General features: G+C 63.4%; 21 protein-coding genes. 11 read left to right on the top strand and 10 right to left on the bottom strand.

What is annotated here, in order from left to right; all coding sequences use genetic code 11:
• Window positions 1-230 precede the first annotated feature (230 nt).
• From rplU to proB, 4 genes are all read left to right on the top strand, one after another.
• Window positions 231-542, top strand: coding sequence for a 50S ribosomal protein L21 (rplU, locus tag RWT78_RS13870; protein WP_003944533.1), 312 nt, complete (start codon window positions 231-233; stop codon window positions 540-542).
• A 42-nt stretch (window positions 543-584) separates the two neighbouring features.
• Entirely contained in the window at window positions 585-854 is a 270-nt protein-coding gene (gene rpmA, locus RWT78_RS13865; protein ID WP_003944532.1) for a 50S ribosomal protein L27, read from the top strand.
• A gap of 231 nt (window positions 855-1,085) precedes the next feature.
• Complete coding sequence (gene obgE / locus RWT78_RS13860) at window positions 1,086-2,537, top strand: GTPase ObgE (RefSeq protein WP_003944579.1); 1,452 nt, start codon at window positions 1,086-1,088, stop codon at window positions 2,535-2,537.
• Between the two features lie 44 nt (window positions 2,538-2,581).
• Window positions 2,582-3,685, top strand: coding sequence for a glutamate 5-kinase (gene proB, locus RWT78_RS13855; RefSeq protein ID WP_003944552.1), 1,104 nt, complete (start codon window positions 2,582-2,584; stop codon window positions 3,683-3,685).
• Here the strand turns inward: proB and RWT78_RS13850 are convergent.
• Window positions 3,658-4,515 (bottom strand): NAD-dependent protein deacetylase, encoded by an 858-nt coding sequence (locus RWT78_RS13850; protein ID WP_042450219.1) that lies wholly within the window; start codon window positions 4,513-4,515, stop codon window positions 3,658-3,660. The two genes, proB and RWT78_RS13850, sit on opposite strands and share 28 nt — an antisense overlap.
• A gap of 50 nt (window positions 4,516-4,565) precedes the next feature.
• Between RWT78_RS13850 and RWT78_RS13845 the strand changes: the two genes are divergently transcribed.
• The gene (locus RWT78_RS13845; protein ID WP_314676246.1) at window positions 4,566-5,087 is read left to right on the top strand and encodes a VOC family protein; all 522 of its coding nucleotides are present in this window, start codon (window positions 4,566-4,568) and stop codon (window positions 5,085-5,087) included.
• Between the two features lie 44 nt (window positions 5,088-5,131).
• On the opposite strand, the gene RWT78_RS13840 is transcribed toward RWT78_RS13845, so the two are convergent.
• The 9 genes from RWT78_RS13840 to RWT78_RS13800 all read right to left on the bottom strand — a co-directional run bounded on the left by RWT78_RS13840 (window position 5,132) and on the right by RWT78_RS13800 (window position 15,156).
• Entirely contained in the window at window positions 5,132-6,064 is a 933-nt protein-coding gene (locus RWT78_RS13840; RefSeq protein ID WP_118602571.1) for a D-isomer specific 2-hydroxyacid dehydrogenase family protein, read from the bottom strand.
• Between the two features lie 9 nt (window positions 6,065-6,073).
• Window positions 6,074-6,472: an ectoine synthase gene (locus RWT78_RS13835; protein WP_003944463.1), complete on the bottom strand. Its 399-nt coding sequence runs from the start codon at window positions 6,470-6,472 to the stop codon at window positions 6,074-6,076.
• A 15-nt stretch (window positions 6,473-6,487) separates the two neighbouring features.
• Window positions 6,488-7,750 (bottom strand): diaminobutyrate--2-oxoglutarate transaminase, encoded by a 1,263-nt coding sequence (gene ectB, locus RWT78_RS13830; RefSeq protein WP_007731008.1) that lies wholly within the window; start codon window positions 7,748-7,750, stop codon window positions 6,488-6,490.
• A gap of 48 nt (window positions 7,751-7,798) precedes the next feature.
• Entirely contained in the window at window positions 7,799-8,314 is a 516-nt protein-coding gene (gene ectA, locus RWT78_RS13825) for a diaminobutyrate acetyltransferase (protein WP_003944572.1), read from the bottom strand.
• 160 nt (window positions 8,315-8,474) lie between these two features.
• A complete protein-coding gene (locus RWT78_RS13820) occupies window positions 8,475-10,574 on the bottom strand; it encodes a DEAD/DEAH box helicase (protein ID WP_314676242.1) in 2,100 nt (699 codons plus the stop codon).
• 39 nt (window positions 10,575-10,613) lie between these two features.
• Window positions 10,614-11,435 carry a MerR family transcriptional regulator gene (locus tag RWT78_RS13815; protein ID WP_314676240.1) on the bottom strand — a complete coding sequence of 274 codons (822 nt, stop codon included), beginning with the start codon at window positions 11,433-11,435 and terminating at the stop codon, window positions 10,614-10,616.
• 53 nt (window positions 11,436-11,488) lie between these two features.
• Entirely contained in the window at window positions 11,489-12,370 is an 882-nt protein-coding gene (locus tag RWT78_RS13810) for a ribokinase (protein ID WP_314676239.1), read from the bottom strand.
• Window positions 12,367-13,809, bottom strand: a complete 1,443-nt coding sequence (locus RWT78_RS13805) for an MFS transporter (RefSeq protein ID WP_003944479.1) — start codon at window positions 13,807-13,809, stop codon at window positions 12,367-12,369. The genes RWT78_RS13810 and RWT78_RS13805 overlap by 4 nt, the downstream gene beginning before the upstream one ends.
• Before the next feature lie 243 nt (window positions 13,810-14,052).
• Window positions 14,053-15,156, bottom strand: coding sequence for an NADH:flavin oxidoreductase/NADH oxidase (locus tag RWT78_RS13800; protein WP_042924054.1), 1,104 nt, complete (start codon window positions 15,154-15,156; stop codon window positions 14,053-14,055).
• Window positions 15,157-15,374: 218 nt separating this feature from the next.
• Between RWT78_RS13800 and RWT78_RS13795 the strand changes: the two genes are divergently transcribed.
• The 6 genes from RWT78_RS13795 to RWT78_RS13770 are packed head-to-tail and all read left to right on the top strand — an operon-like array spanning window position 15,375 to window position 20,984.
• Window positions 15,375-16,661: a glutamate-5-semialdehyde dehydrogenase gene (locus tag RWT78_RS13795; RefSeq protein ID WP_058039397.1), complete on the top strand. Its 1,287-nt coding sequence runs from the start codon at window positions 15,375-15,377 to the stop codon at window positions 16,659-16,661.
• A 40-nt stretch (window positions 16,662-16,701) separates the two neighbouring features.
• The gene (locus RWT78_RS13790; RefSeq protein ID WP_003944506.1) at window positions 16,702-17,613 is read left to right on the top strand and encodes a MoxR family ATPase; all 912 of its coding nucleotides are present in this window, start codon (window positions 16,702-16,704) and stop codon (window positions 17,611-17,613) included.
• 8 nt (window positions 17,614-17,621) lie between these two features.
• Window positions 17,622-19,085, top strand: a complete 1,464-nt coding sequence (locus RWT78_RS13785) for a VWA domain-containing protein (protein ID WP_003944477.1) — start codon at window positions 17,622-17,624, stop codon at window positions 19,083-19,085.
• Window positions 19,086-19,103: 18 nt separating this feature from the next.
• Window positions 19,104-19,820 carry a nicotinate-nucleotide adenylyltransferase gene (gene nadD / locus RWT78_RS13780; protein WP_003944462.1) on the top strand — a complete coding sequence of 239 codons (717 nt, stop codon included), beginning with the start codon at window positions 19,104-19,106 and terminating at the stop codon, window positions 19,818-19,820.
• 46 nt (window positions 19,821-19,866) lie between these two features.
• The gene (rsfS, locus tag RWT78_RS13775) at window positions 19,867-20,313 is read left to right on the top strand and encodes a ribosome silencing factor (RefSeq protein ID WP_003944502.1); all 447 of its coding nucleotides are present in this window, start codon (window positions 19,867-19,869) and stop codon (window positions 20,311-20,313) included.
• Complete coding sequence (locus tag RWT78_RS13770; RefSeq protein ID WP_058039398.1) at window positions 20,310-20,984, top strand: histidine phosphatase family protein; 675 nt, start codon at window positions 20,310-20,312, stop codon at window positions 20,982-20,984. The genes rsfS and RWT78_RS13770 overlap by 4 nt, the downstream gene beginning before the upstream one ends.
• The last annotated feature ends 1 nt before the right edge of the window (window position 20,985 follow it).

Here is a 20,985-nt window from a genome sequence, read left to right as displayed (position 1 = left end):
CAGAGTAGTAAGCACCACCCCTCGGCGGGGCGGTTTGACCCTGACGGTTGCTTTCCCGTAACCTTGGAGGGTCGCCACCCGGCGGTAGAGATTCCGTGTGCCTAGAGTGCGCGCGAATGTCCCGGTACGCAGTGCCGAGCCGAGGTGACATAAACCAGACCAGTCGCGATGCATTTGAAGCCTCAGGCAGCAGCGCGAGCAAGTTCGAAGAAGCAAGGGGTAGCCCTCCGATGGCAACGTACGCGATCGTCAAGACCGGCGGAAAGCAGTACAAGGTCGCTGTTGGTGACCTCGTCAAGGTCGAGAAGATCGAGGGTGAGCCCGGCACTGCTGTCTCGCTTGCTCCCGTTCTCGTGGTCGACGGATCCGACCTGACCACCGACGCGGCCAAGCTGGCCAAGGTCGCAGTCACCAGTGAGATCGTCGAGCACACCAAGGGCCCGAAGATCCGCATCCACAAGTTCAAGAACAAGACCGGTTACCACAAGCGTCAGGGCCACAGGCAGCCGATCACGGTGCTCAAGGTCACGGGCATCAAGTAACCAGTTCTTTCTAGCTAATTTCACCCGAGGAGGGTCAATAGCATGGCACATAAGAAGGGTGCATCCAGCTCCCGTAACGGTCGCGATTCAAACGCCCAGCGCCTCGGCGTGAAGCGCTTCGGCGGCCAGTCGGTCAGCGCAGGCGAAATCCTGGTTCGCCAGCGCGGCACGCACTTCCACCCCGGCGTCAACGTCGGCCGTGGCGGCGACGACACCCTGTTCGCTCTCGCTGCCGGTGCAGTCGAGTTCGGCCAGAAGCGTGGACGCAAGACCGTGAACATCGTTCCGGCCGTCGTTGCGGCTGAGGTCTAGTCTTTCTCGCTAGTTGTGCGTCATCGGTTCTACTTCGGTAAGCCGGTTCTGCTTTCGGTAAGAGAGTGACGCGTTCCAAGCTCCCGATAGGGGCGGACCAGGGTTGAAATAACCCGGTCCGCCCCTATCGTTTGTTTAAGCAGTACCCGTTTTGCCCCGAGCAACCCTGCTCACCAGAAGTTCAGCTCATCGCGTGAGACCCGCAATTGACTGAGGAAGGATCCGGCAGTCATGTCCCGATTCATTGACCGTGTTGTGCTGCACGTCAGCGCTGGAAAAGGCGGCAATGGTTGCGCCTCCGTACACCGCGAGAAGTTCAAACCGCTCGGCGGTCCGGACGGTGCCAACGGAGGTCGCGGTGGCGACGTCATCCTTGTGGTCGACGAGAACATCCACACCCTCCTCGACTTTCACTTCCATCCCAACGCGAAGGCGACCAACGGCAAGCAGGGCGCCGGCAGCAACCGCGAGGGTGCAAACGGTGAAGACCTCATCCTCAAGGTTCCGGATGGAACTGTGGTTCTCGATACCGACGGCAACGTGCTTGCCGACCTCGTGGGAGTCGGTTCGCGCTTCGACGCCGCTCAGGGCGGCCGCGGCGGACTCGGCAACGCAGCGCTGGCGTCGAAAGCCCGCAAGGCTCCCGGTTTCGCACTCCTCGGTGAGGACGGTGTCGAGCGTGACCTGGTTCTCGAACTCAAGTCGGTAGCCGACGTCGGTCTGCTCGGATTTCCCTCTGCCGGTAAGTCTTCGCTGGTGTCCGTTCTCTCTGCGGCCAAGCCGAAGATCGCCGACTACCCCTTCACCACTCTGGTCCCCAACCTCGGCGTCGTCTCGAGCGGTGACACCACCTTCACCGTCGCCGACGTGCCCGGGCTGATCCCCGGTGCAAGCGAAGGCCGCGGTTTGGGCCTGGACTTCCTGCGCCACATCGAACGCTGCGCCGTATTGGCGCACGTGATCGACTGCGCCACCCTCGATCCGGGACGTGACCCGATATCCGACATCGACGCCCTGGAAGCAGAGCTGGCCGCGTACACGCCCGCGCTCTCCGGCGACTCGGGACTCGGTGACCTCGACAAGCGCCCGCGCGTCGTCATCCTCAACAAGACCGACGTTCCCGAGGCCGCCGAATTGGCCGAAATGGTCACGCCTGAGATCGAAGCTCGCGGATGGCCGGTCTTTACCATCTCAGCGGTGAGCCGAGAAGGATTGCGACCGTTGACATTCGCGCTGGCGAAGATGGTCCGCGACTACCGCGAAGCTCATCCGAAGCCCGAGCCGAAGCGCCAGGTCATTCGCCCGGTCAAGGTCAAGGATTCCAGCTTCACCATCGAGAAGGATCCCGATATTCCCGGTGGGTTCGTCGTCCGAGGCACCCGCCCGGAGCGGTGGATTCGTCAGACCGCCTTCGACAACGACGAGGCCGTTGGTTACCTCGCCGACCGTCTTGCTCGATTGGGCGTCGAGGACGCATTGGTCAAGAAGGGCGCTCAGCCAGGAGCTTCCGTCACCATCGGTGACGTCAGCTTCGAGTGGGAGCCGATGACGCCGGCCGGTATCGATCTGACCCGCACGGGCCGTGGAACCGACCCGCGTCTCGATCAGGTGGAGCGCATCGGCGCCGACGAGCGCAAGCACGCGCGTCGTGTCCGCCGCGGCTTGCTCGACGAAGACGCCTGACCCACGCGATTTCAGGACGAAAACCGAAGAGAGGGAACGGGACTGTGCTCGGGTCCACCAGGGAGTCGATAGCGTCGGCTCACAGTATCGTCGTGAAGATCGGGTCGTCTGCGCTCACCAGTCTGGTGGCGGGACTCGATACTCACCGACTCGATCTGTTGGCCGATGCCATCGAGGCTCGCATGCGTGCGGGTTCCGATGTCGTCGTCGTCTCGTCCGGTGCCGTCGGCGCCGGACTGGCGCCGCTGGGACTGACCAAGCGACCGCGGGATCTCGCGACCAAGCAGGCTGCGGCCAGCGTCGGTCAGTTGGCTCTGGCTCACGCCTGGGGTACGTCGTTCGCCCGTTACGGGCGTACCGTCGGGCAGGTTCTACTCACGGCTGACGACATCGCTCGACGGACGCAGCACCGCAACGCCCAACGGACACTCGATCGTCTACGGGCATTGCACGCGGTGGCGATCGTGAACGAGAACGACACCGTTGCCACCACCGAACTTCGATTCGGTGACAACGATCGGCTGGCTGCACTGGTTGCGCATCTGGTCGGCGCCGACGCGTTGATCCTGTTGTCGGATGTGGACGGACTGTACGACGGGGATCCCCGAAAGGGCGATGCCACACTGATTCCCGAGGTCAACAGTCCCGAGGATCTCGACGGTGTGGTTGCCGGTTCGGGTGGCGCCCTCGGTACCGGAGGCATGGCGTCGAAGCTCTCAGCAGCACGCCTGGCCGCTGATTCCGGCGTGCCGGTTCTGCTCGCGGCAGCATCGGACGCTGCGCAGGCACTCAGTGGTGCCGATGTCGGAACGGCATTTGCGCCCCGGCCGACGCGATTGTCGGCCCGCCGATTCTGGGTTCGTCACGCCGCTGACACATCGGGTGACCTCCACCTCGACGAAGGCGCCGTCCGCGCGGTCGTGTCCAAGCGTCGAAGCCTGCTGTCCGCTGGCATCGTCGGTGTATCCGGTGACTTCCACGCCGGCGACGTCGTGTCCCTGATGGGGCCGGGGGAGAAGCCCGTCGCCCGGGGTGTCGTTGCGTTCGACGCTGCAGAGATCGAGGAGATCCTGGGGCGCTCCACCACCGATCTACCGGCCGACATGCAGCGTCCTGTGGTTCACGCGGACGACTTGGTGGCGCTGTAGCTTTCGTGCTCGACGAGGGCGGAAAGTGCTTCAGCGCAACCGACTTCGAGCTTGAGGTCGGCGAATTCGTCGCCGCGAGTCGTGCCTCGATTGACGATGGCGATCGGCTTCCCGGTCTTGGCGGCATGCCGGACGAAACGCAGGCCGGACATCACGGTCAACGACGACCCGGCTACCAACAGTGCGTCGGATTGGTCGACGAGGCTGTACGCACGGGCGACGCGTTCCTTGGGGACGGATTCGCCGAAGTAGACGATGTCCGGTTTGAGTAAGCCACCGCACACGGCGCAATCCACGACGCGAAAGTGTGCGGTGGATTCGATCACGGCATCTGCGTCGGGTGCGATTTCGACTCCGGTTGCAGCAGCGACTGTTTCGGCGAATCCAGGATTGGCTTCTTCCAGTCTCTCCGCGAGCGTGGTACGGGAGATCAGCCGCTGGCAGCTCAGGCATCGAACCTGCGCGTAGGTGCCGTGGAGGTCGATGACGTTTCGCGCGCCGGCCTTGGTGTGCAGTAGGTCGACGTTCTGGGTGATCACGCCGACGGCTCGCCCTGTTCGTTCCAGTGCCGCGACGGCCCGGTGGCCCTGGTTGGGGCGGGAGCTGTCCATGTATCGCCAGCCGATGTGGTTGCGCGCCCAGTAGTGCCGCCGAAACGCCGGATCGCCGATGAACTGCTGGAACGTCATCGGATTGCGCGGGGGTGAATCAGGTCCGCGGTAGTCCGGGATTCCGGAGTCGGTGGAGATGCCGGCGCCTGTCAGAACTGCCAGGCGACGGCCGGCCAGGAGCTCGGGGAGGGCGTCGAGGCGGCTGTTGTCGGTAGGCACCGTTCCAGGATAGGCGCGTGTGCGAGACGGAGGCGCGGAGGAAGTCCGAAATGTTCAATAGAACACGTGTGCGATCGCCAATACTCGTACACATGAACACTGTGAACCCGATCCCTGCTGGTTACCGCACGATCACTCCCTACCTTGCGGTGCCGGACGGCCATGCCGCACTCGACTACTACGAACGAGCACTTGGAGCTGAGATAGTCGATGCGATGAACGCACCTGACGGCTCCCTCATGCATGCGGAGATCCGGATCGGCGATTCGATGCTGCAGCTTTCGCAGGAGATGCCGGACTTCGGTCTCAAATCACCGCAGGACGGCTGGGTGCATTCGTCAATCGTCGTCTACATCGAGGACACGGACGAGTTTGTCGCTCGGGCAGTCGCCGAGGGAGGCACGCTGGTCACGGCTGTGGCCGATACATTTTCGGGCGACCGGCATGGAGTGTTTCTCGATCCGTTCGGCCACAGGTGGGCAGTATGCACGAAGGTCGAGGATGTACCTGCCGAAGAGGTCGCTCGCCGGGCGCGGGCGCTCTTCTTTCCGGAGACGCAGTCGCCACAGTAATTTGTGGCAACCGTCGTCCGAGCATTCGAGCTTCGGCGGCGTGCTCAGTATCCGGCTACTGGGTCCACGAGGGCAGCCAGCGCCTCACCCTTCGCGAAGCGGGTCACGTTCTTGGAGACGTGATCCGCGAAGGCGGCGGGGCGAACGCCTGGCGGATTGGAATCGTGGGGTGTGATGATCGCATTCGTCAGATCCCACAGTGGGTGACCGTCCGGGAGGGGTTCGGGATCGGTGACGTCGAGACCGGCGCCGCCGATCTGTTCCGACTCGATGGCCTCGACCAGTGCGTCGGTGTCGACCAGTGATCCGCGCGCGACATTGATCACCCAGGAATGGGGTTGCATCGCCGCCAACTGCGCACGGCCCACGAGGTGACGGGTGGCCGGGGTGGCGGGCGCAGCAATCACGAAGTGATCTGCGCGAGAATAGATTTCATCCATCCTGGATGCGGGGTGCGTCGAGATCGCCCCGGGGACCGGGCTACCGGAACGATTGACTGCGATGCTGTCCGCCCCCTGCGCGGCCAGCATCGGAATCAGCGCGCGGCCGATACCGCCTGCGCCGATGATCGCAACCGTCGAGCCACGAAGGGTGCCGATCTTGGGAAAGAACTCGAACTGACGCCACGTTCGAGCCTCGATGTGTGCAGGCAAGTGGCGAACTCCGGCCAAGAGAAGCATGAGTGCATGCTCGGCCACCGATGCCGAAAACGCACCGGCCGCCGAGGTCCACGTGATTTCTGTGTCCTTCGGAATCACACCGGAGTCGAACCAATCCTCGATTCCCGCCGACGGAAGCTGCACCCACCTGACCGACGCCGGTAACTCCGACGGAAAGGTCTCGGGTGAGCCCGCCCAGATCAGGGCGTCCGCAGTGTCGATCGGACTGATCAGACCACCGCCCCGAAGCACCGCGCTGTCGAGCAGTGCATCGGGGACGGGGCCGATCGCTACGCGTGGAGAGGTGTCAGTCGCCATGACTAGACGCTACGCGGGGACCTCCACCAGTGGGTAGACACCGTTCTCGTCGTGCACCTCACGCCCGGTGACCGGCGGATTGAACACGCACAGCATGCGCATCTGCGTGTCCGGCTCGACGCGGTGACGCTCGTGGCCGTTGAGCAGGTACATCGACCCCGGTGCGAGATCGTATTCCTTGTTGTTGTCGAGGTCGATCAGCTTGCCGGTGCCCTCGACGAGCCAGACAGCCTCGACGTGGTTGGCGTAATGGAACTCGTTGACCGAACCCGCCTTGATGGTGGTCTCGTGGAACGAGAACCCGACGCGGTCGCCGCCGAGGACGATGCGCTTGCTGCGCCAGTTTCCGTCCTCACTCGTGATGTCGCGGTCGGTGTCGGTGATCTCGGTGGTGGTGCGAACGATCATGGGAGAGTCCTTCCTCTAGCTGCAGACCTTGAGTGTCGCCTCGGCCAGGATGGAGAGGCCGTGCTCGAGCTCGTCGTCGGTAATCGTCAGTGCGGGAAGCAGTTTCACAACCTGGTCGGAGGGTCCGGAGGTCTCGGCGAGCAATCCCTCGTCGAATGCCAACTGGCAGACCTTGCCGGCGCGCTCGGGCTGTTCGAAGACGAGGCCCTGAACCAAGCCACGCCCGCGGTGCGAGACCTCGCCGGGGAACTGATCGGAGAGGTTGGCGAAGCATTCGCTGATGCGTGCGCCCTTCTTCAACGTCGTCTTGGTGAGGGCGTCGTCGGACCAGTAGTGGTCGAGTGCCACCTTGGAGGTGACGAACGCCGGGTTGTTGCCGCGGAATGTGCCGTTGTGCTCGCCCGGTCCCCAGACGTCGAGTTCACGCTTGAACAGCGTGAGCGCCATCGGCATTCCGTAGCCGCTGATCGACTTGGACAACGTGACGATGTCGGGAACGATTCCGGCCTCTTCGAAGGAGAAGAACGGGCCGGTACGGCCGCAACCCATCTGGACGTCGTCGACGATCAACAGGATTCCGCGATCCGAGCACAGTGTTGCCAGCGCCCGAAGCCATTCGGGGCGAGCGACATTGACGCCACCTTCACCCTGCACGGTTTCGACGATCACTGCCGCGGGGCGGTTGATTCCACTGCCGGAATCATCGAGAACGCGGGAGAACCACTGGAAGTCCTCGGTGACGCCGTCGAAGTAGTTGTCGAAGGGCATCGGTGTCGTGTGCACGAGGGGGACACCGGCGCCCGCGCGCTTCATCGAGTTACCGGTCACGGAGAGTGCACCAAGTGTCATTCCGTGAAATGCGTTGGTGAAGTTGATGACTGCCGAACGTCCGGTGACCTTGCGAGCCAGCTTCAATGCAGCCTCGACGGTGTTCGATCCGGTCGGGCCGGGGAACTGGACCTTGTAGTCCAGGCCGCGTGGCTCGAGGATGTTGCGCTGAAAGGTCTCGAGGAATTCGCGTTTGGCGACTGTCGACATGTCGAGGCCGTGTGTGATGCCGTCGCTCATGATGTAGTCGACCAGTGCGGATTTGAGCACCGGGTTGTTGTGGCCGTAGTTGAGGGCGCCGGCACCGGCGAAGAAATCGAGGTAGTCGCGCCCGTTCTCGTCACGAATCCAGGATCCGGATGCGCTGGTGAACACTGCGGGCCAGTCACGGCAGTAGCTGCGAACCTCGGACTCGAGGGTTTCAAAAATGCTTGCTTCGTTGATATTCATATCTTCTTTGTTCCTCCGGGGCATGCTGTATGCCGAGCGCGAAGTGCGCTAGGCGCCGATCGTGTAAAGATCTTCGGCTTCGTGTCCATCGGGAAAATCGTTGGGCGAGAACAAGGTCTGCCTGGTTATCGGTACTTCGCGTCGACGTGCGAGCGCGGTGAAGAGTGCGATCGAAGCCTCGTTGTCGGGGCTGATCGTGGTCTCCAGATGTGTAACACCCAGTGGGGCAGTGCGATCCATCAAGTCGGACAGCATGCGGGCAGCAATTGCCTTGCCGCGCTGGTCTTCGTCGACCGCAACTTGCCACACGAACAGGGTTTCCTGCGCGCTGGGACGGGTATAACCGGAAACGAATCCGACTACGCGGCCGTCTACCTCCGCGACGATGGACGTCGCGCTGAAATCCCTGCACCACAACAGGTATGCATAACTCGAATTGAGGTCGAGCACCTTCGAATCACGTGCGATCTCCCAGAGCCGGACTCCGTCATCGATCTGTGGGCTTCTGAACAACACCGCGTCCGGCGCGGTGGTCGGGATAGCTCTCGTATCAACAGGCTTCATCGGTCATCTGAACGTAACAATCATTGCTGTCGAAGTCATGCAGATGTCCGTTTCGGGCCGTGTGGAACCCGTTGCGCCCCAGGTGAGGACATGAATGTGATGGTGCTCACATTATGTAACTTTTGCCGTTGTCGGAGCGACTATTTCGGGCAAAAACTCGCTATTTCGGGCTTGCGAGCGCCAACGGAAGTACAGAGTGAGCACCAGCCTGTCGAAGTGCGCGCGCGGCCATCGTGAAAGTCCAACCCGTATCGGCGATTGCGTCGACAAGAAGTATCGGTCCCTGGTGGATGCTCATGTCCGGGACTTCCCAAACATCGACCAGTCCGGACACGCGGTAGGCGGAGTTCGCTGCCGACACCGGAGGGTGGTCGGGGCGTAAGCGAAGAGTGCCCAGGTCGGTCAATCGCCCGACCTCGGCCAACTTGGCAGCCAGGCTCGACACCAACAAAGGATGCGTTGTGGATTCGAGGGCCATGACACCGGTGGGTCGCTCGGCCCAATTCCAGGCGGCCAGAACGCTGATACACGCGCTGACCACCGCATCGGGTACCTCGGCGTCGGGACCGTCGAAAAGCGCGCGGAGACGTTGACCCCAGCCCAGGTCCGACATCCGTCCGAGAATGCGCCCGGTTTCGGGCCCCTCGGTGATCTTCCCGGACAGCTTGACGCCCAGCTTGCTCAGGCTGGTCGGCCACATCTTGCGCGGCTCCAGGTCGAATCCGGGGCGCTGCAAGCGCGCCCGAGTCTCGTCGAGGGCAGCGGTGTCGACAGTGGTGTCGTAGCGATTGCCTGTGCAGTTGTCACAGCGACCGCACTGTGAGTTCTCCGAGGTCAGACCAGGATCGTCGAGTTGTTCACGCAGGAAGGTCATTCGACACGTCGTGATGCTCTGGTACTCGACCATTGCGGCCTGCTCGGCCTGGCGAGCGTCGTCGAGTCGGCCGTAGCGCTCGGCGTCGTACACCCAGGGTTCGCCGGTGCTGATCCACCCGCCCTTGACGCGTTTGACCGCGCCGTCGACGTCGAGGACTTTGAGGACCATCTCGAGACGCGTGCGATTGAGCTCCACCAGAGGTTCGAGTGCCGGTGTCGACGTAGCCTTTTCGGTGTCGAGGTGTTCGATGACGCTGCGGACCAGGTGCTCGCGGGGGAAGGCGACCGAGGCGAAGTAACTCCAGATCTGCTTGTCCTCGGCGCCAGGCAGGAGGATCACGTCTGCCCTGTCGGTGGAACGACCGGCGCGGCCCACCTGCTGGTAGTACGAGATCGGCGACGACGGTGCGCCGAGGTGGACGACGAACCCGAGATCAGGCTTGTCGAAGCCCATCCCGAGTGCCGAGGTGGCCACCAGAGCCTTGACGCGATTACCCAACAAGTCCTGCTCGAGAGATTCACGTTCAGTGGGATCGGTCTGGCCCGTGTAGGCGGCGACAGTATGGCCGCGCTCGGAGAGCAGGCTTGCGAGGTCGCGCGCGGCCGAAACCGTCAGCGTGTAGATGATGCCCGATCCCGGCAGCGTCTCGAGCATGTCGGCAAGCCAGGCAGCGCGCGCCGTCGCCTCCGGAATGTGGACTACAGAGAGGTGAAGCGACTCGCGTTCGAGCCCGCCGCGAAGGACGAGGGTTTCCTCACCGCCGACGCCGAGTTGGGCGGACACGTCCTCGACGACGCGGTTGTTGGCCGTCGCCGTGGTTGCGAGGACGGGAATGCCCTCGCCGAGTTCGGCGATCAAGGTCCTGATGCGGCGGTAGTCGGGACGGAAGTCGTGGCCCCAGTCGGAAACGCAGTGAGCCTCGTCGACTACGACCAGGCCGGCATCAGCTGCCAGGGCCGGGAGCACCTGATCGCGGAAGTCAGGGTTGTTCAGGCGCTCGGGGCTGACCAGAAGGACGTCGAGATCATTGGCTGCGACGCGGGCATGGATGTCGTCCCATTCGGTGACGTTGCCCGAATTGATGGTTGCGGCGCGCACTCCGGCACGTTCGGCAGAACTGACCTGGTTTCGCATCAGGGCCAACAACGGAGAGACGATGACGGTGGGGCCGTGGCCCGCTGCCCGGAGCAGCTTCGCCGAGATGAAGTAGACCGCAGATTTGCCCCAGCCGGTCCGCTGTACGACGAGCGCGCGTTTGCGCTGCACCACCAGCGCCTCGATGGCCGTCCACTGGTCCTCGCGTAGGCGGGCATCCGGCCCCGCGAGTTCGCGGAGCAGTCGCTCGGCTTCGTCGCGCATGGCTGGGGCAGTGGCGGTGGTCATGGACCCCATGGTGCACGACCCTGCCGACACGTGCGGGCTTCAGGCCTTGGCAACAGGTTCCTGTAGCTCGGTGACCCAGCCGTCGACATCCTCCGGGCACGCCAGCGTCACCTCACGGCTGGGGCCGGCATTGCGGTATCCCGCTGCGTCGATCCATTGAGCCAGTGCCTGATAGGCGGGCAGACAGTTGTCCATCGAACCCTTGTGCATCAGCGAGGCCACGTGCTCTTCGGCCCGCAGGTCCACCACAGCGAACTCGTAGTCGCCCTCGGGATCCGCGTCTACCGGCAGCGCGGCATGCACGACGACGTTCTCGTCGTCACCGGCATCCTCGTAATACGCGACGGCGGGTCCGATCGCGGCGATACCGGCGCGATCCAAACCGGTACAAAGCCGCTCGTACAACCCGCGAACCACCGGGCCGATCGACGACGGATCCATCGTCTTGGCGGTACCGGTCAACTCCGCGACCCGCAGCGCCGGAACGGACTTGATCACAACCTCGTATGCGGACATCTGTCCCTCACTTTCGATGATGCGGAGGCGCGCCTGTACATGCGCCAGTCGCGCGGTGTCTTCCTGGATTCGGGTTTCGAGTTCTGCTCGGCGAAGCGTGAGCATCCCGCGGATCTCGTCGACGGTGACCGCCGACTCCACCACTTGCTGGACCTGGGCCAGAGTCAGGCCCAACTCCTTGAGAGCGACGATGCGGTTGAGCAGCGCCAACTGGCCCGCGGTGTACGAGCGATACCCGGTGGATGCGTCGACCCTCGCGGGTCTGAGCAGACCGATGGCGTCGTAGTGGCGGAGCATGCGCACCGACACACGACCTGCTCTCGCGAAGTCTCCGATGCTCAACATCCTTGCTCGCCCCGTTTCTCTCTCACAAACCCGATACCTACAGGTTTACGACCTCACACGGTGTCAGAGTCAAGCTGTGGGTTCAGGACTTTTTCGATCGCAGCGCGAGTGGGTGACGACACCGACGCGCCGCGGACCGTCGTCGCCAGACTTCCCGCCGTGGCAGCGAACTGCAGGGCGCGGTCCTGGCCCTGCACCCACTCCACGGCGAAGGCGCCGGTGAAAGCATCGCCTGCGCCAGTTGTATCCACGGGTGTCACGGCCGGGGAGTCGGCGTGGATTGTCTCCTCGCCCGACCGGAGATCCGCGCCGCCGGCCCCGAGCGTCGTGACGAGGTATCGGACGCGACCGGTGACCGCGGCCAACTGCTCCGACTCGGTCTGGTTGACGATCAGGATGTCGACAGACTCGATCAGGGCGCCCGGAAGGTCTTGTACCGGCGAAGGATTGAGGATGACAGTTGTTCCGTTGGCACGCGCGTGCCGGGCCGCTGCGGTGACCGTGTCGAGGGGTATTTCGAGTTGGCACAGGAGAACGTCGGCGTGTGCGATCGCGTCGAGGTCTACTTCGGACAACGAGGTGACCGAGGAATTGGCGCCCGGGACGACGATGATGTTGTTCTCCGCGTCCTCGCTCACGGTGATGGCGGCAACGCCGCTCGGGCCGTCGACACTACGAAGCAACGCGGTGTCGACCCCGGCGTCTTGCAGGGTCTCGCGCAATTGGGTGCCGAAACCGTCGTCGCCGACCGCGCCGACGAACGACACGTCCCCACCGGCCTTCGCGGCGGCGATGGCCTGGTTGCTGCCTTTGCCTCCCGCCGCGGTGGCAAAGGCAGTGCCGAGCAGCGTTTCTCCCGGAGCTGGGAATCTGGACACTGACGTGGTCAGATCCATGTTGATACTGCCGACGACGACGATTCGAGGCGTGCTCATACCTCGAGGTTATCGGCCTTCATTCTCTTTCGACGAACCTTGCGGATGATCCGACGTGCTTCCTCGTCGGTGGCGACGGAGGGCGGAGAGCCGTCGAGTGGCTTGCGTGCGGTCTCGGGGATCATCAGGACTGCGATACCGCCGATCACGGCGGCGATCATCATGTACATCGGTGCGACCAAGTTGCTGCCCGTTGCACTTTCGAGGGCGGTGAGCACCAGGGGAGTGGTCCCGCCGAAGATGGAGACCGCGAGGTTGTATCCGATTGCCAAGCCGCCGTACCTGATTCCGGTCGGAAAGAGTGCGGGAAGCACGGACGGGAACACACCGACGAACAGCAGGAGCAAACCGCCGAGAATTGCGAGTCCCAGGAAGACAGTCACGTAGTTGCCGACGCCGATCAGAAGGTAGGCAGGTAGGGACAGGACGAAGAATCCGATGAAACCGCTGAGCAGCAAGGGTTTACGCCCGACTCGGTCCGAGAACTTTCCGACGTAGCTGATTCCCATCATCATCACGATCATGACGATGATCATCAGAACGAGTCCGTGGGATTCGTCGTAACCCAACGTGTTGGTCAGATACGTCGGCATGTAGCTGAGCAGGCCGTAGTGAGCGATGTTGTACGTGGCCACCAGGACGATGCACAGAACAAGCGGACGCCAGTTGTCGACGAGAGTTTCGCGTAGTTTCTTGCCTGTGGATTCATCTGCGAGGGAGCGCTCTTCGGCCTGCTCCATCATCTGGAATGCGGGGGTTTCCTCCAAACGCAGACGGAGGTACAGGCCGATGAGACCCAGAGGGCCGGCAATGAGGAAGGGGATGCGCCAGCCCCACTGGAGTAGGTCCTCGGCACTGACGACGGTCTGGATGATCGTCACGATGCCCGCTGCCGCCACATATCCTGCCAGAGTCCCGAATTCGAGGAAGCTGGCGAAGAAACCGCGGCGCTTGTCCGGTGCGTATTCGGCGACGAACGTACTGGCCCCGCCGTATTCGCCGCCCGTGGAAAAGCCCTGCAACAGGCGTAGGAGTACCAGCAGGATCGGGGCGGCGATACCGATGGATTCGTAGCTCGGGATGAGGCCGATGGCGAAGGTGCTGCCCGCCATCAGAATGATGGTGGTGGCCAGGACTTTCTTGCGTCCGATGCGGTCACCGAGTGGACCGAAGAACAATCCGCCGAGAGGGCGGACGATGAAGGCAGCCGCAAAAATTGCAAACGTCGAGAGGAGTTGAGCGCTGCCGCTCGCGTCCGGGAAGAACACTTTTCCTATAGTGGTAGCTAGATATGCGTAAACGCCGAAATCGAACCACTCCATGGCATTTCCGAGCATCGTTGCCTTGACAGCGCGCTTGACGGACGCATTGTCGGTGACGCAGACATCGGGTGATTCGGCCACTTCGAGAGCGCTGATCGAGTTCTCTGGTGTAGTCATGACATGCGCTCCCCAGCGCAATCATCGAACCGAGCGGGGCACGTACCTGATGCACGCATCTTTTCGTTGCCCACTCGCCGATGAGCCGGTCGGGAAATCGAGCGTCCGCGTGCCCTGTGGCTCGTTGCGACCCCCGTCGCACGGCTCTGGCCCGCGGCAGTGTCCGGAGCCCACAGGGCTCCGGACTACCGGCAAGTAAGACGCTTACGCTATCAAAGTTGTGCGCGGGAGCCGATTTTCGGGCTAGAAGGCGCGGGCGTACTGCGACGGGATATGCGGTCCTACCTCGGCGTTCAGTTCACGGGCCGCCCGGCGCGCCCAGTAGGGATCACGCAACAGTTCGCGGCCGAGGAGCACCGCCACTGCGCTTCCGTCTTCGACGATCTTCTCGGCCTGTTCGGGTTCGGTGATGAGGCCGACGGCGGCGGCCGGTAGCAGGCTCTCGTTCTGCAGGCGACGGGCGAACGGAACCTGGTATCCCGGCTCCACCGGAATCTTGGCCGCCGGTGAATTACCGCCGGTGGACACGTCGACGAGATCGACGCCGTAGTCGGAGAGGATGTTGGCGAGGGCAACGGTCTGATCCGCGGTCCAGCTGTCGACCTCGAGCCCACGCTCTTCCGTCAGCCAATCGGTCGCCGAGACCCGGACGAAGAGCGGTAGCTCGGCCGGCCACACCTCGCGGACTGCGCTCAGGATTTCGAGGAGCAATCGGATGCGGTTCTCGAAGCTGCCTCCGTAGCGGTCCGTTCGCTTGTTGCTCTCGGGGGAGAGGAACTGATGGATCAGGTATCCGTGGGCCGCGTGAATTTCCACGACCTTGAATTCGGCCTTCAATGCGCGGGTAGCCGCCGCTGCGAAGTCCGCGACGACCTTCTCGATGCCCTCCGTGGTGAGCTCGACCGGATCGGCAAGGTGACCGAACGGAACCGCGCTCGGGGCAACCGTCTGCCACGAGAGTCGGTCGTCGGCGGGCAGACTCTTGCCGCCGCGCCACGGAACCTGCGTCGACGCTTTGCGTCCGGCGTGGGCCAGCTGAATTCCGGGCACTGCGCCGAAGTACGCGAGTTGCGCGTTGATCTCGGCGAAGGCTTGCGCCTGCGTGTCGTTCCAGATCCCCAGATCAGCTGCCGATATGCGGCCTTCGGGATTGACGGCCGTCGCCTCGGTGAGAATCAGGCCGGTGCCGCCGATTGCACGGCTCACCAGATGCGTGCGATGCCACTCGTTGGGCACTCCGACCTGGTCGCCGATGACGTCAGCGGAGTACTGGCACATCGGTGCCATCCAGACGCGGTTCGGGATGGTGACGCCGCGCAGGGTCAAAGGCTCGAACAACACACTCACGGATGGCTCCTGACTCGAAGAAGAAGGTCGGTGGGTGCAACAGTGTCGCGCGCCGGAATTGTTCCCCGGCGGTCCGCCGAAGTGTTCGCAGGCGGTCCGCCGAAATGTTCGCAGGCGGTCCGCCGGAATGTTCGCAGGCGGTCCGCCGGAATGGTCCCGGGTGGTCACAGCCTCGTTCCGCCGAGCAGGCCGTCACGGTGGGTGGTTAATGTGTATTCATGACCGCTGTGACTTCCAACGCAGAAACCGTCGACTCGAACGCGTCCGACACCAAGTCCGTCGTGCACGACGCCGCACGCCGAGCCCGTAAGGCTTCGCGCGTCCTGGCTCTGCTGACCACCGCGCAGAAGGATGCTGCGCTCAACGCCGCAGCCGACGCGGTACTCGCGGCAAGTGATCGGATTCTCGCGGCCAACGCTCTCGATATCGACACCGCGAAGGCGGGCGGCACCGAGGAATCGCTGCTCGACCGTCTTCGTCTGACCGCTGACCGCATCGAGGGCATCGCGTCGGGTTTGCGTCAGGTTGCCGGACTACCCGATCCGATCGGCGAAGTTCTTCGCGGCTCCACTCTGCCTAACGGTTTGGAACTACGGCAGCAGCGCGTTCCGCTCGGTGTCGTCGGCATGGTGTACGAGGCTCGTCCCAACGTGACCGTCGATGCCTTCGGGCTCACCCTCAAATCGGGAAATGCTGCGCTGCTTCGTGGTTCGTCCTCGGCGGTCAAGTCCAACGAAGCGTTGGTGGCGGCTCTGCGTGCGTCGTTGGTTGATCAGGGACTGCCCGAGGATTCCGTTCAACTACTGCCGAGTGCGGATCGCTCCACGGTCACTCATTTGATTCAGGCCCGTGGCCTCGTCGACGTCGTCATCCCGCGCGGCGGTGCCGGCTTGATCAGCGCCGTCGTGCGTGATGCCACCGTGCCCACCATCGAGACCGGTGTCGGTAACTGCCACGTCTATGTTCACTCGGCCGCCGATCTACTGATGGCCGAGAAGATTCTTCTCAACTCCAAAACCCGTCGGCCCAGTGTGTGCAACACGGCAGAGACGGTGCTGGTCGACGCCGCTATTGCCGAGACGGCCGTGCCGAAGCTGCTCCAAGCGCTCCAGATGCACGACGTCGTCGTGCACGGTGATCTGCCGGGACTGGTTCCCGCGACCGAGGACGACTGGTCGAAGGAATACCTCACCCTCGACGTCGCCCTCAAGGTCGTCAAGGACTTGGACGCTGCCGTCGAGCACATCGACCAGTACGGAACCGGCCACACCGAAGCCATCGTGACGTCCGATCTCTCGGCTGCCCGCGAGTTCACCGCTCGAGTCGACGCTGCGGCAGTGATGGTCAATGCGTCGACTGCCTTCACCGACGGTGAGCAGTTCGGGTTCGGCGCCGAGATCGGCATCTCCACCCAGAAACTGCACGCGCGTGGCCCCATGGGGCTGCCGGAACTGACGTCCACCAAGTGGATCGTCTGGGGCGACGGGCACACCCGACCCGCCTGAAAAGTTCACCAGACTTGCCCCACCTCTCAAGGAGTTAACCGTGGACCGAGCACTTCCCGACACGACGCCGTTCTTCTCGACCGTCGACGACGTGATCGAACGGCTGGCCGAAACCGGCTATCTGTCCGACAAGGCCACCGCGACGGCAGTCTTCCTGGCCGATCGTCTGGGCAAGCCGCTGCTCATCGAGGGCCCGGCCGGTGTCGGAAAGACGGAACTCGCCCGCGCAGTCGCCCAGACCACGGGCGCAGAACTGGTGCGTCTGCAGTGCTACGAGGGTGTCGACGAGGCTCGCGCACTCTACGAGTGGAACCACGCGAAGCAGATTCTTCGGATTCAGTCGGGCGGGGCGAGCGGAGCGAGGGGTGATGTCGCGGTCGACCACAGCTGGGACTCGACGAAGGCGGATGTCTTCTCGGAGGAGTTCCTGCTCGCACGTCCACTGCTCAAGGCCATTCGCCGCGAGGACCCGACGGTGCTGTTGATCGACGAGACGGACAAGGCAGACGTCGAGATCGAAGGTCTGCTCCTCGAAGTGCTCAGCGACTTCGCGGTCACGATCCCCGAGCTCGGAACGATCACCGCCACCCGCAAGCCGTTCACGGTGTTGACCTCGAATGCCACTCGTGAACTCTCGGAGGCTCTGAAGCGTCGTTGCCTCTTCCTGCATCTCGATTTCCCGGACGCCGACCTCGAGCGTCGCATCCTCGCAAGCCGTGTGCCGGAGCTTCCTGAAGCGATTGCCGAGCAGTTGGTCAACACCATTCGTGTTCTTCGCGGAATGCAGCTCAAGAAGGTCCCTTCGGTATCCGAGACCATCGACTGGGGACGCACCCTTCTTGCTCTGGGCATGGACACTCTCGACGACGATGCCGTTCGCGCCACGCTCGGCGTGATCCTCAAGCACCAGTCGGACCAGGTGCGTGCCGCCGCTGAACTTCGGCTGAACTGAGGTCTGACATGGCTCCCGCAGGATCGACGTCGCCGCTCTCACCTGGCGGCCTGGCAGCGCCGCACGGGATTCCCGGTCACCTCGTCGATTTTGTCGAGGCTCTGCGACGACGCGGAATCATGGTCGGCCCGTCCGAGACAGTCGACGCCGGTCAGGTCATGTCTGTTCTCGACCTGCTCGATCGTGAAGCGCTTCGTGAAGGGCTGGCATGCTCGCTCCTGCGCAGGCCGACCCACCGGGCGACGTTCGACGCCGTCTTCGACCTGTGGTTCCCCAAGGCGATCGGTGACCGTGCGGTCGGCGACGTCGACGTCACACTGCCGCGCAAGCCAGACGGCTCGATCGACCTGCAGGCATTGCGTGAGCTGATCGCCGAACTGCTGACAGACGGCAGTGACGAGGCGATGGAGATGACCGAACTCCTGACCGCCGCGATGGTCGAGGAACTCGGGCAGTACCAGTCGAGTAACGGCCCGTCGTTCTCCGCCTATCAGGCGCTGCGTGACGTCGCCCCGGAGACGTTGCTCAACAAGATCCTGCAGGGCCTGCTCGGCAACCAGGAGGGTTCCGGGTCAGAGGGCAAGGACAACTCCGACTATCAATCCGAGGTCGCCAAGCGCACGGCAGCGCAGCGCATCGCGGACTTCCGCAAGATGGTCGAGAAGGAAACGCGTCGACGCACAGCCGAGAATCTGGGTAAGGAGCGGGTTGCCACGTACGGCGTTCCGAAACTCGCCGAGGAAGTCGACTTCTTGCGAGCGTCCGATGCCGAACTCACCACGCTGAAGAAGAACGTCGCACCCCTGGCTCGCTTGTTGGCCAGTCGTCTCGCCGTGCGTCGTAGCCGCTCTCGCGCGGGTTCGATCGACCTACGTCGTACGTTGCGCAAGTCCATGTCGACGGGCGGAGTGCCGATCGATCTGGTGCAGCGCAAGCCGAAGCGGGCGCGGCCCGAACTTGTGGTGATGTGCGACGTGTCCGGCTCGGTGGCGGGGTTCAGCCATTTCACTCTGCTGCTCGTGAACGCTTTGCGTGAGCAGTTCTCGCGCGTGCGGGTGTTCGCGTTCATCGACACGACCGACGAGGTCACGCGGTTCTTCGACTCGAACGCAGACCTCGGATCAGCGATGTCACGGATGGTGCGTGAGGCCGAACTGATCACCTACGACGGCCACTCAGACTACGGACACGCCTTCGGAGTGTTCCAGGAGAAGTTCGCGCAGTCGATCACCAGTCGCACGTCGCTACTGGTACTCGGCGACGGTCGCAACAACTACCGCGATCCCAACCTTCAGTCGCTGTCGCAGATGGTGGCAGTAGCCAAGCACGCGCACTGGCTCAACCCCGAGCCGAAGGGGCAATGGGGAACGGGTGACTCCGCGGCGAAGGTCTACAACGAGGTCATCAGCATGCACGAGTGCCGCTCGGCCCAGCAGCTTGCCGACGTCGTGTCCCGTCTGCTGCCGGTCTGACCCGTAAGCTCGACACTCGTGCAGAAGGGACTATCGGTGGAACGTGCTCGACGCCTAGGAGTGATGGGTGGCACCTTCGACCCCATTCACCATGGCCACCTCGTTGCGGCCAGTGAGGTCGCCGACCGGTTCGGACTCGACGAAGTGATCTTCGTCCCCACCGGACGGCCTTGGCAGAAGCAGGGGAAGGGCGTCAGTCCTGCCGAGGACCGGTACCTCATGACGGTCATCGCCACCGCCTCCAACCCGCGGTTTTCCGTCTCTCGGGTCGACGTCGACCGTGAAAAAGTGACGTACACCGTGGACACGCTGCGAGACCTCCGGGCCTACCACCCTGACGCCGAACTCTTCTTCATCACCGGTGCCGATGCGCTGGCCAGCATCCTTTCCTGGCAAGATTGGGAAGAGTTGTTCGCATTGGCGAAGTTCGTCGGGGTATCGCGACCGGGTTTCGATCTCAATGCAGAGCACCTGGCCGGTCACCTCGACACCATGCCCGCCGACGCGGTCACGTTGATAGAGATTCCGGCACTTGCCATTTCGTCGACCGAATGTCGGCGTCGGGCAAGTGAAGACCGCCCCGTCTGGTACCTGGTGCCGGACGGAGTGGTGCAGTACATCTCGAAGCGGAACCTGTATCGACCTGTCGACGCGGAGCGCCGCGACGGAGCTACAACGATGTCGGAGCCCGCACCGGGGAAGTCGGAAGCCGTCCCGGGCGCCGAATCGAGCTAGCCGAGAACAACAAGTACTTTCTGAAGACGAAACTGGAGAACATCGAGTGAGCGCAAACACCGAAGCCATCGACATGGCACGCATCGCGGCCTTGGCAGCCGACGAGAAGCTGGCCACCGAAGTGGTGGTGCTCGATGTGTCCGAACAGCTGGTCATCACGGACTGCTTCGTCATCGCATCTGCGACGAACGAGCGTCAGGTCAACTCGATTGTCGAGAACATCGAAGACCGTCTCCGCGAAGCGGGACACAAGCCGGTCCGCCGTGAAGGCACCCGCGAGGGCCGCTGGGCACTGCTCGACTACGCAGACATCGTCGTCCACGTCCAGCATGACGAGGAGCGCAACTTCTACGCTCTCGATCGTCTGTGGAAGGACTGCCCGACGGTCGAGGTCGAAGGCCTCGGACAGAACCGTCCCGGCCCCGCCGACGCCAACACGGTGTTCGAGACCGACACGGTTTCCGAGCCGGACGCGCAGGATCCCTCGCTGTGACTTCGTCGGCGCCCAGTGCGGCGTCGAACCCTGTCCGCCGGCTCATCCTGCTGCGTCACGGACAGACCGAATACAACGCCGACTCTCGGATGCAGGGGCAACTCGACACCGACCTGTCGGAGTTGGGACGCACGCAGGCCAAGAGTGCAGGTCCGGTGATCGCCGATCGCAGGCCGTTGACGATCGTGTCCTCGGATCTGCGTCGGGCGTACTTCACGGCCGTCGCTGTCGGCGATGCCGCCGGACTTCCGGTCCTCACCGACACGCGTCTGCGTGAGACACACCTGGGGGAATGGCAGGGCCTGACTCATCATGACGTCGACGAGCGCACTCCCGGTGTGCGATCTGCGTGGCGAGCGGATGCCACGTTGGCGCCGCCCGGCGGCGAAAGCCGAATCGACGTCGCGAATCGCAGCCTGCCCGTAGTTCACGAATTGCTCGACACGCACCCGGACTGGGCCGAGCGGCCCGTGGTTCTGGTGGCGCACGGAGGCTTGATCGCGGCACTGACAGCGGCATTGCTCGACCTACCCATCGATCGCTGGGCCGTCCTCGGCGGATTGGGAAACACCAGTTGGGTGCAACTCAGTGGACATGGTGACGTCAAGTCGATCGAGTGGCGACTCGACGTATGGAATGCTTCTGCGAGTGTCGCAAATGACGTCCTCTGAA

This window comes from uncultured Rhodococcus sp. (genome assembly GCF_963525155.1).
Classification (GTDB): domain Bacteria; phylum Actinomycetota; class Actinomycetes; order Mycobacteriales; family Mycobacteriaceae; genus Rhodococcus_F; species Rhodococcus_F qingshengii.
Note: the sequence above shows the minus strand (reverse complement) of the source record. Positions and strands in the feature narration are given on the sequence as shown.

What these genes read in the sequence shown, in the direction of transcription:
- rplU (WP_003944533.1), top strand. Translation starts at nt 231, where the DNA reads ATGGCAACGTACGCGATCGTCAAGACCGGCGGAAAGCAGTACAAGGTC.
- rpmA (WP_003944532.1), top strand. Translation starts at nt 585, where the DNA reads ATGGCACATAAGAAGGGTGCATCCAGCTCCCGTAACGGTCGCGATTCA.
- obgE (WP_003944579.1), top strand. Translation starts at nt 1,086, where the DNA reads ATGTCCCGATTCATTGACCGTGTTGTGCTGCACGTCAGCGCTGGAAAA.
- RWT78_RS13845 (WP_314676246.1), top strand. Translation starts at nt 4,566, where the DNA reads ATGTTCAATAGAACACGTGTGCGATCGCCAATACTCGTACACATGAAC.
- RWT78_RS13840 (WP_118602571.1), bottom strand. Translation starts at nt 6,064, where the DNA reads ATGGCGACTGACACCTCTCCACGCGTAGCGATCGGCCCCGTCCCCGAT.
- RWT78_RS13835 (WP_003944463.1), bottom strand. Translation starts at nt 6,472, where the DNA reads ATGATCGTTCGCACCACCACCGAGATCACCGACACCGACCGCGACATC.
- ectB (WP_007731008.1), bottom strand. Translation starts at nt 7,750, where the DNA reads ATGAATATCAACGAAGCAAGCATTTTTGAAACCCTCGAGTCCGAGGTT.
- ectA (WP_003944572.1), bottom strand. Translation starts at nt 8,314, where the DNA reads ATGAAGCCTGTTGATACGAGAGCTATCCCGACCACCGCGCCGGACGCG.
- RWT78_RS13820 (WP_314676242.1), bottom strand. Translation starts at nt 10,574, where the DNA reads ATGACCACCGCCACTGCCCCAGCCATGCGCGACGAAGCCGAGCGACTG.
- RWT78_RS13815 (WP_314676240.1), bottom strand. Translation starts at nt 11,435, where the DNA reads ATGTTGAGCATCGGAGACTTCGCGAGAGCAGGTCGTGTGTCGGTGCGC.
- RWT78_RS13810 (WP_314676239.1), bottom strand. Translation starts at nt 12,370, where the DNA reads ATGAGCACGCCTCGAATCGTCGTCGTCGGCAGTATCAACATGGATCTG.
- RWT78_RS13805 (WP_003944479.1), bottom strand. Translation starts at nt 13,809, where the DNA reads ATGACTACACCAGAGAACTCGATCAGCGCTCTCGAAGTGGCCGAATCA.
- RWT78_RS13795 (WP_058039397.1), top strand. Translation starts at nt 15,375, where the DNA reads ATGACCGCTGTGACTTCCAACGCAGAAACCGTCGACTCGAACGCGTCC.
- RWT78_RS13785 (WP_003944477.1), top strand. Translation starts at nt 17,622, where the DNA reads ATGGCTCCCGCAGGATCGACGTCGCCGCTCTCACCTGGCGGCCTGGCA.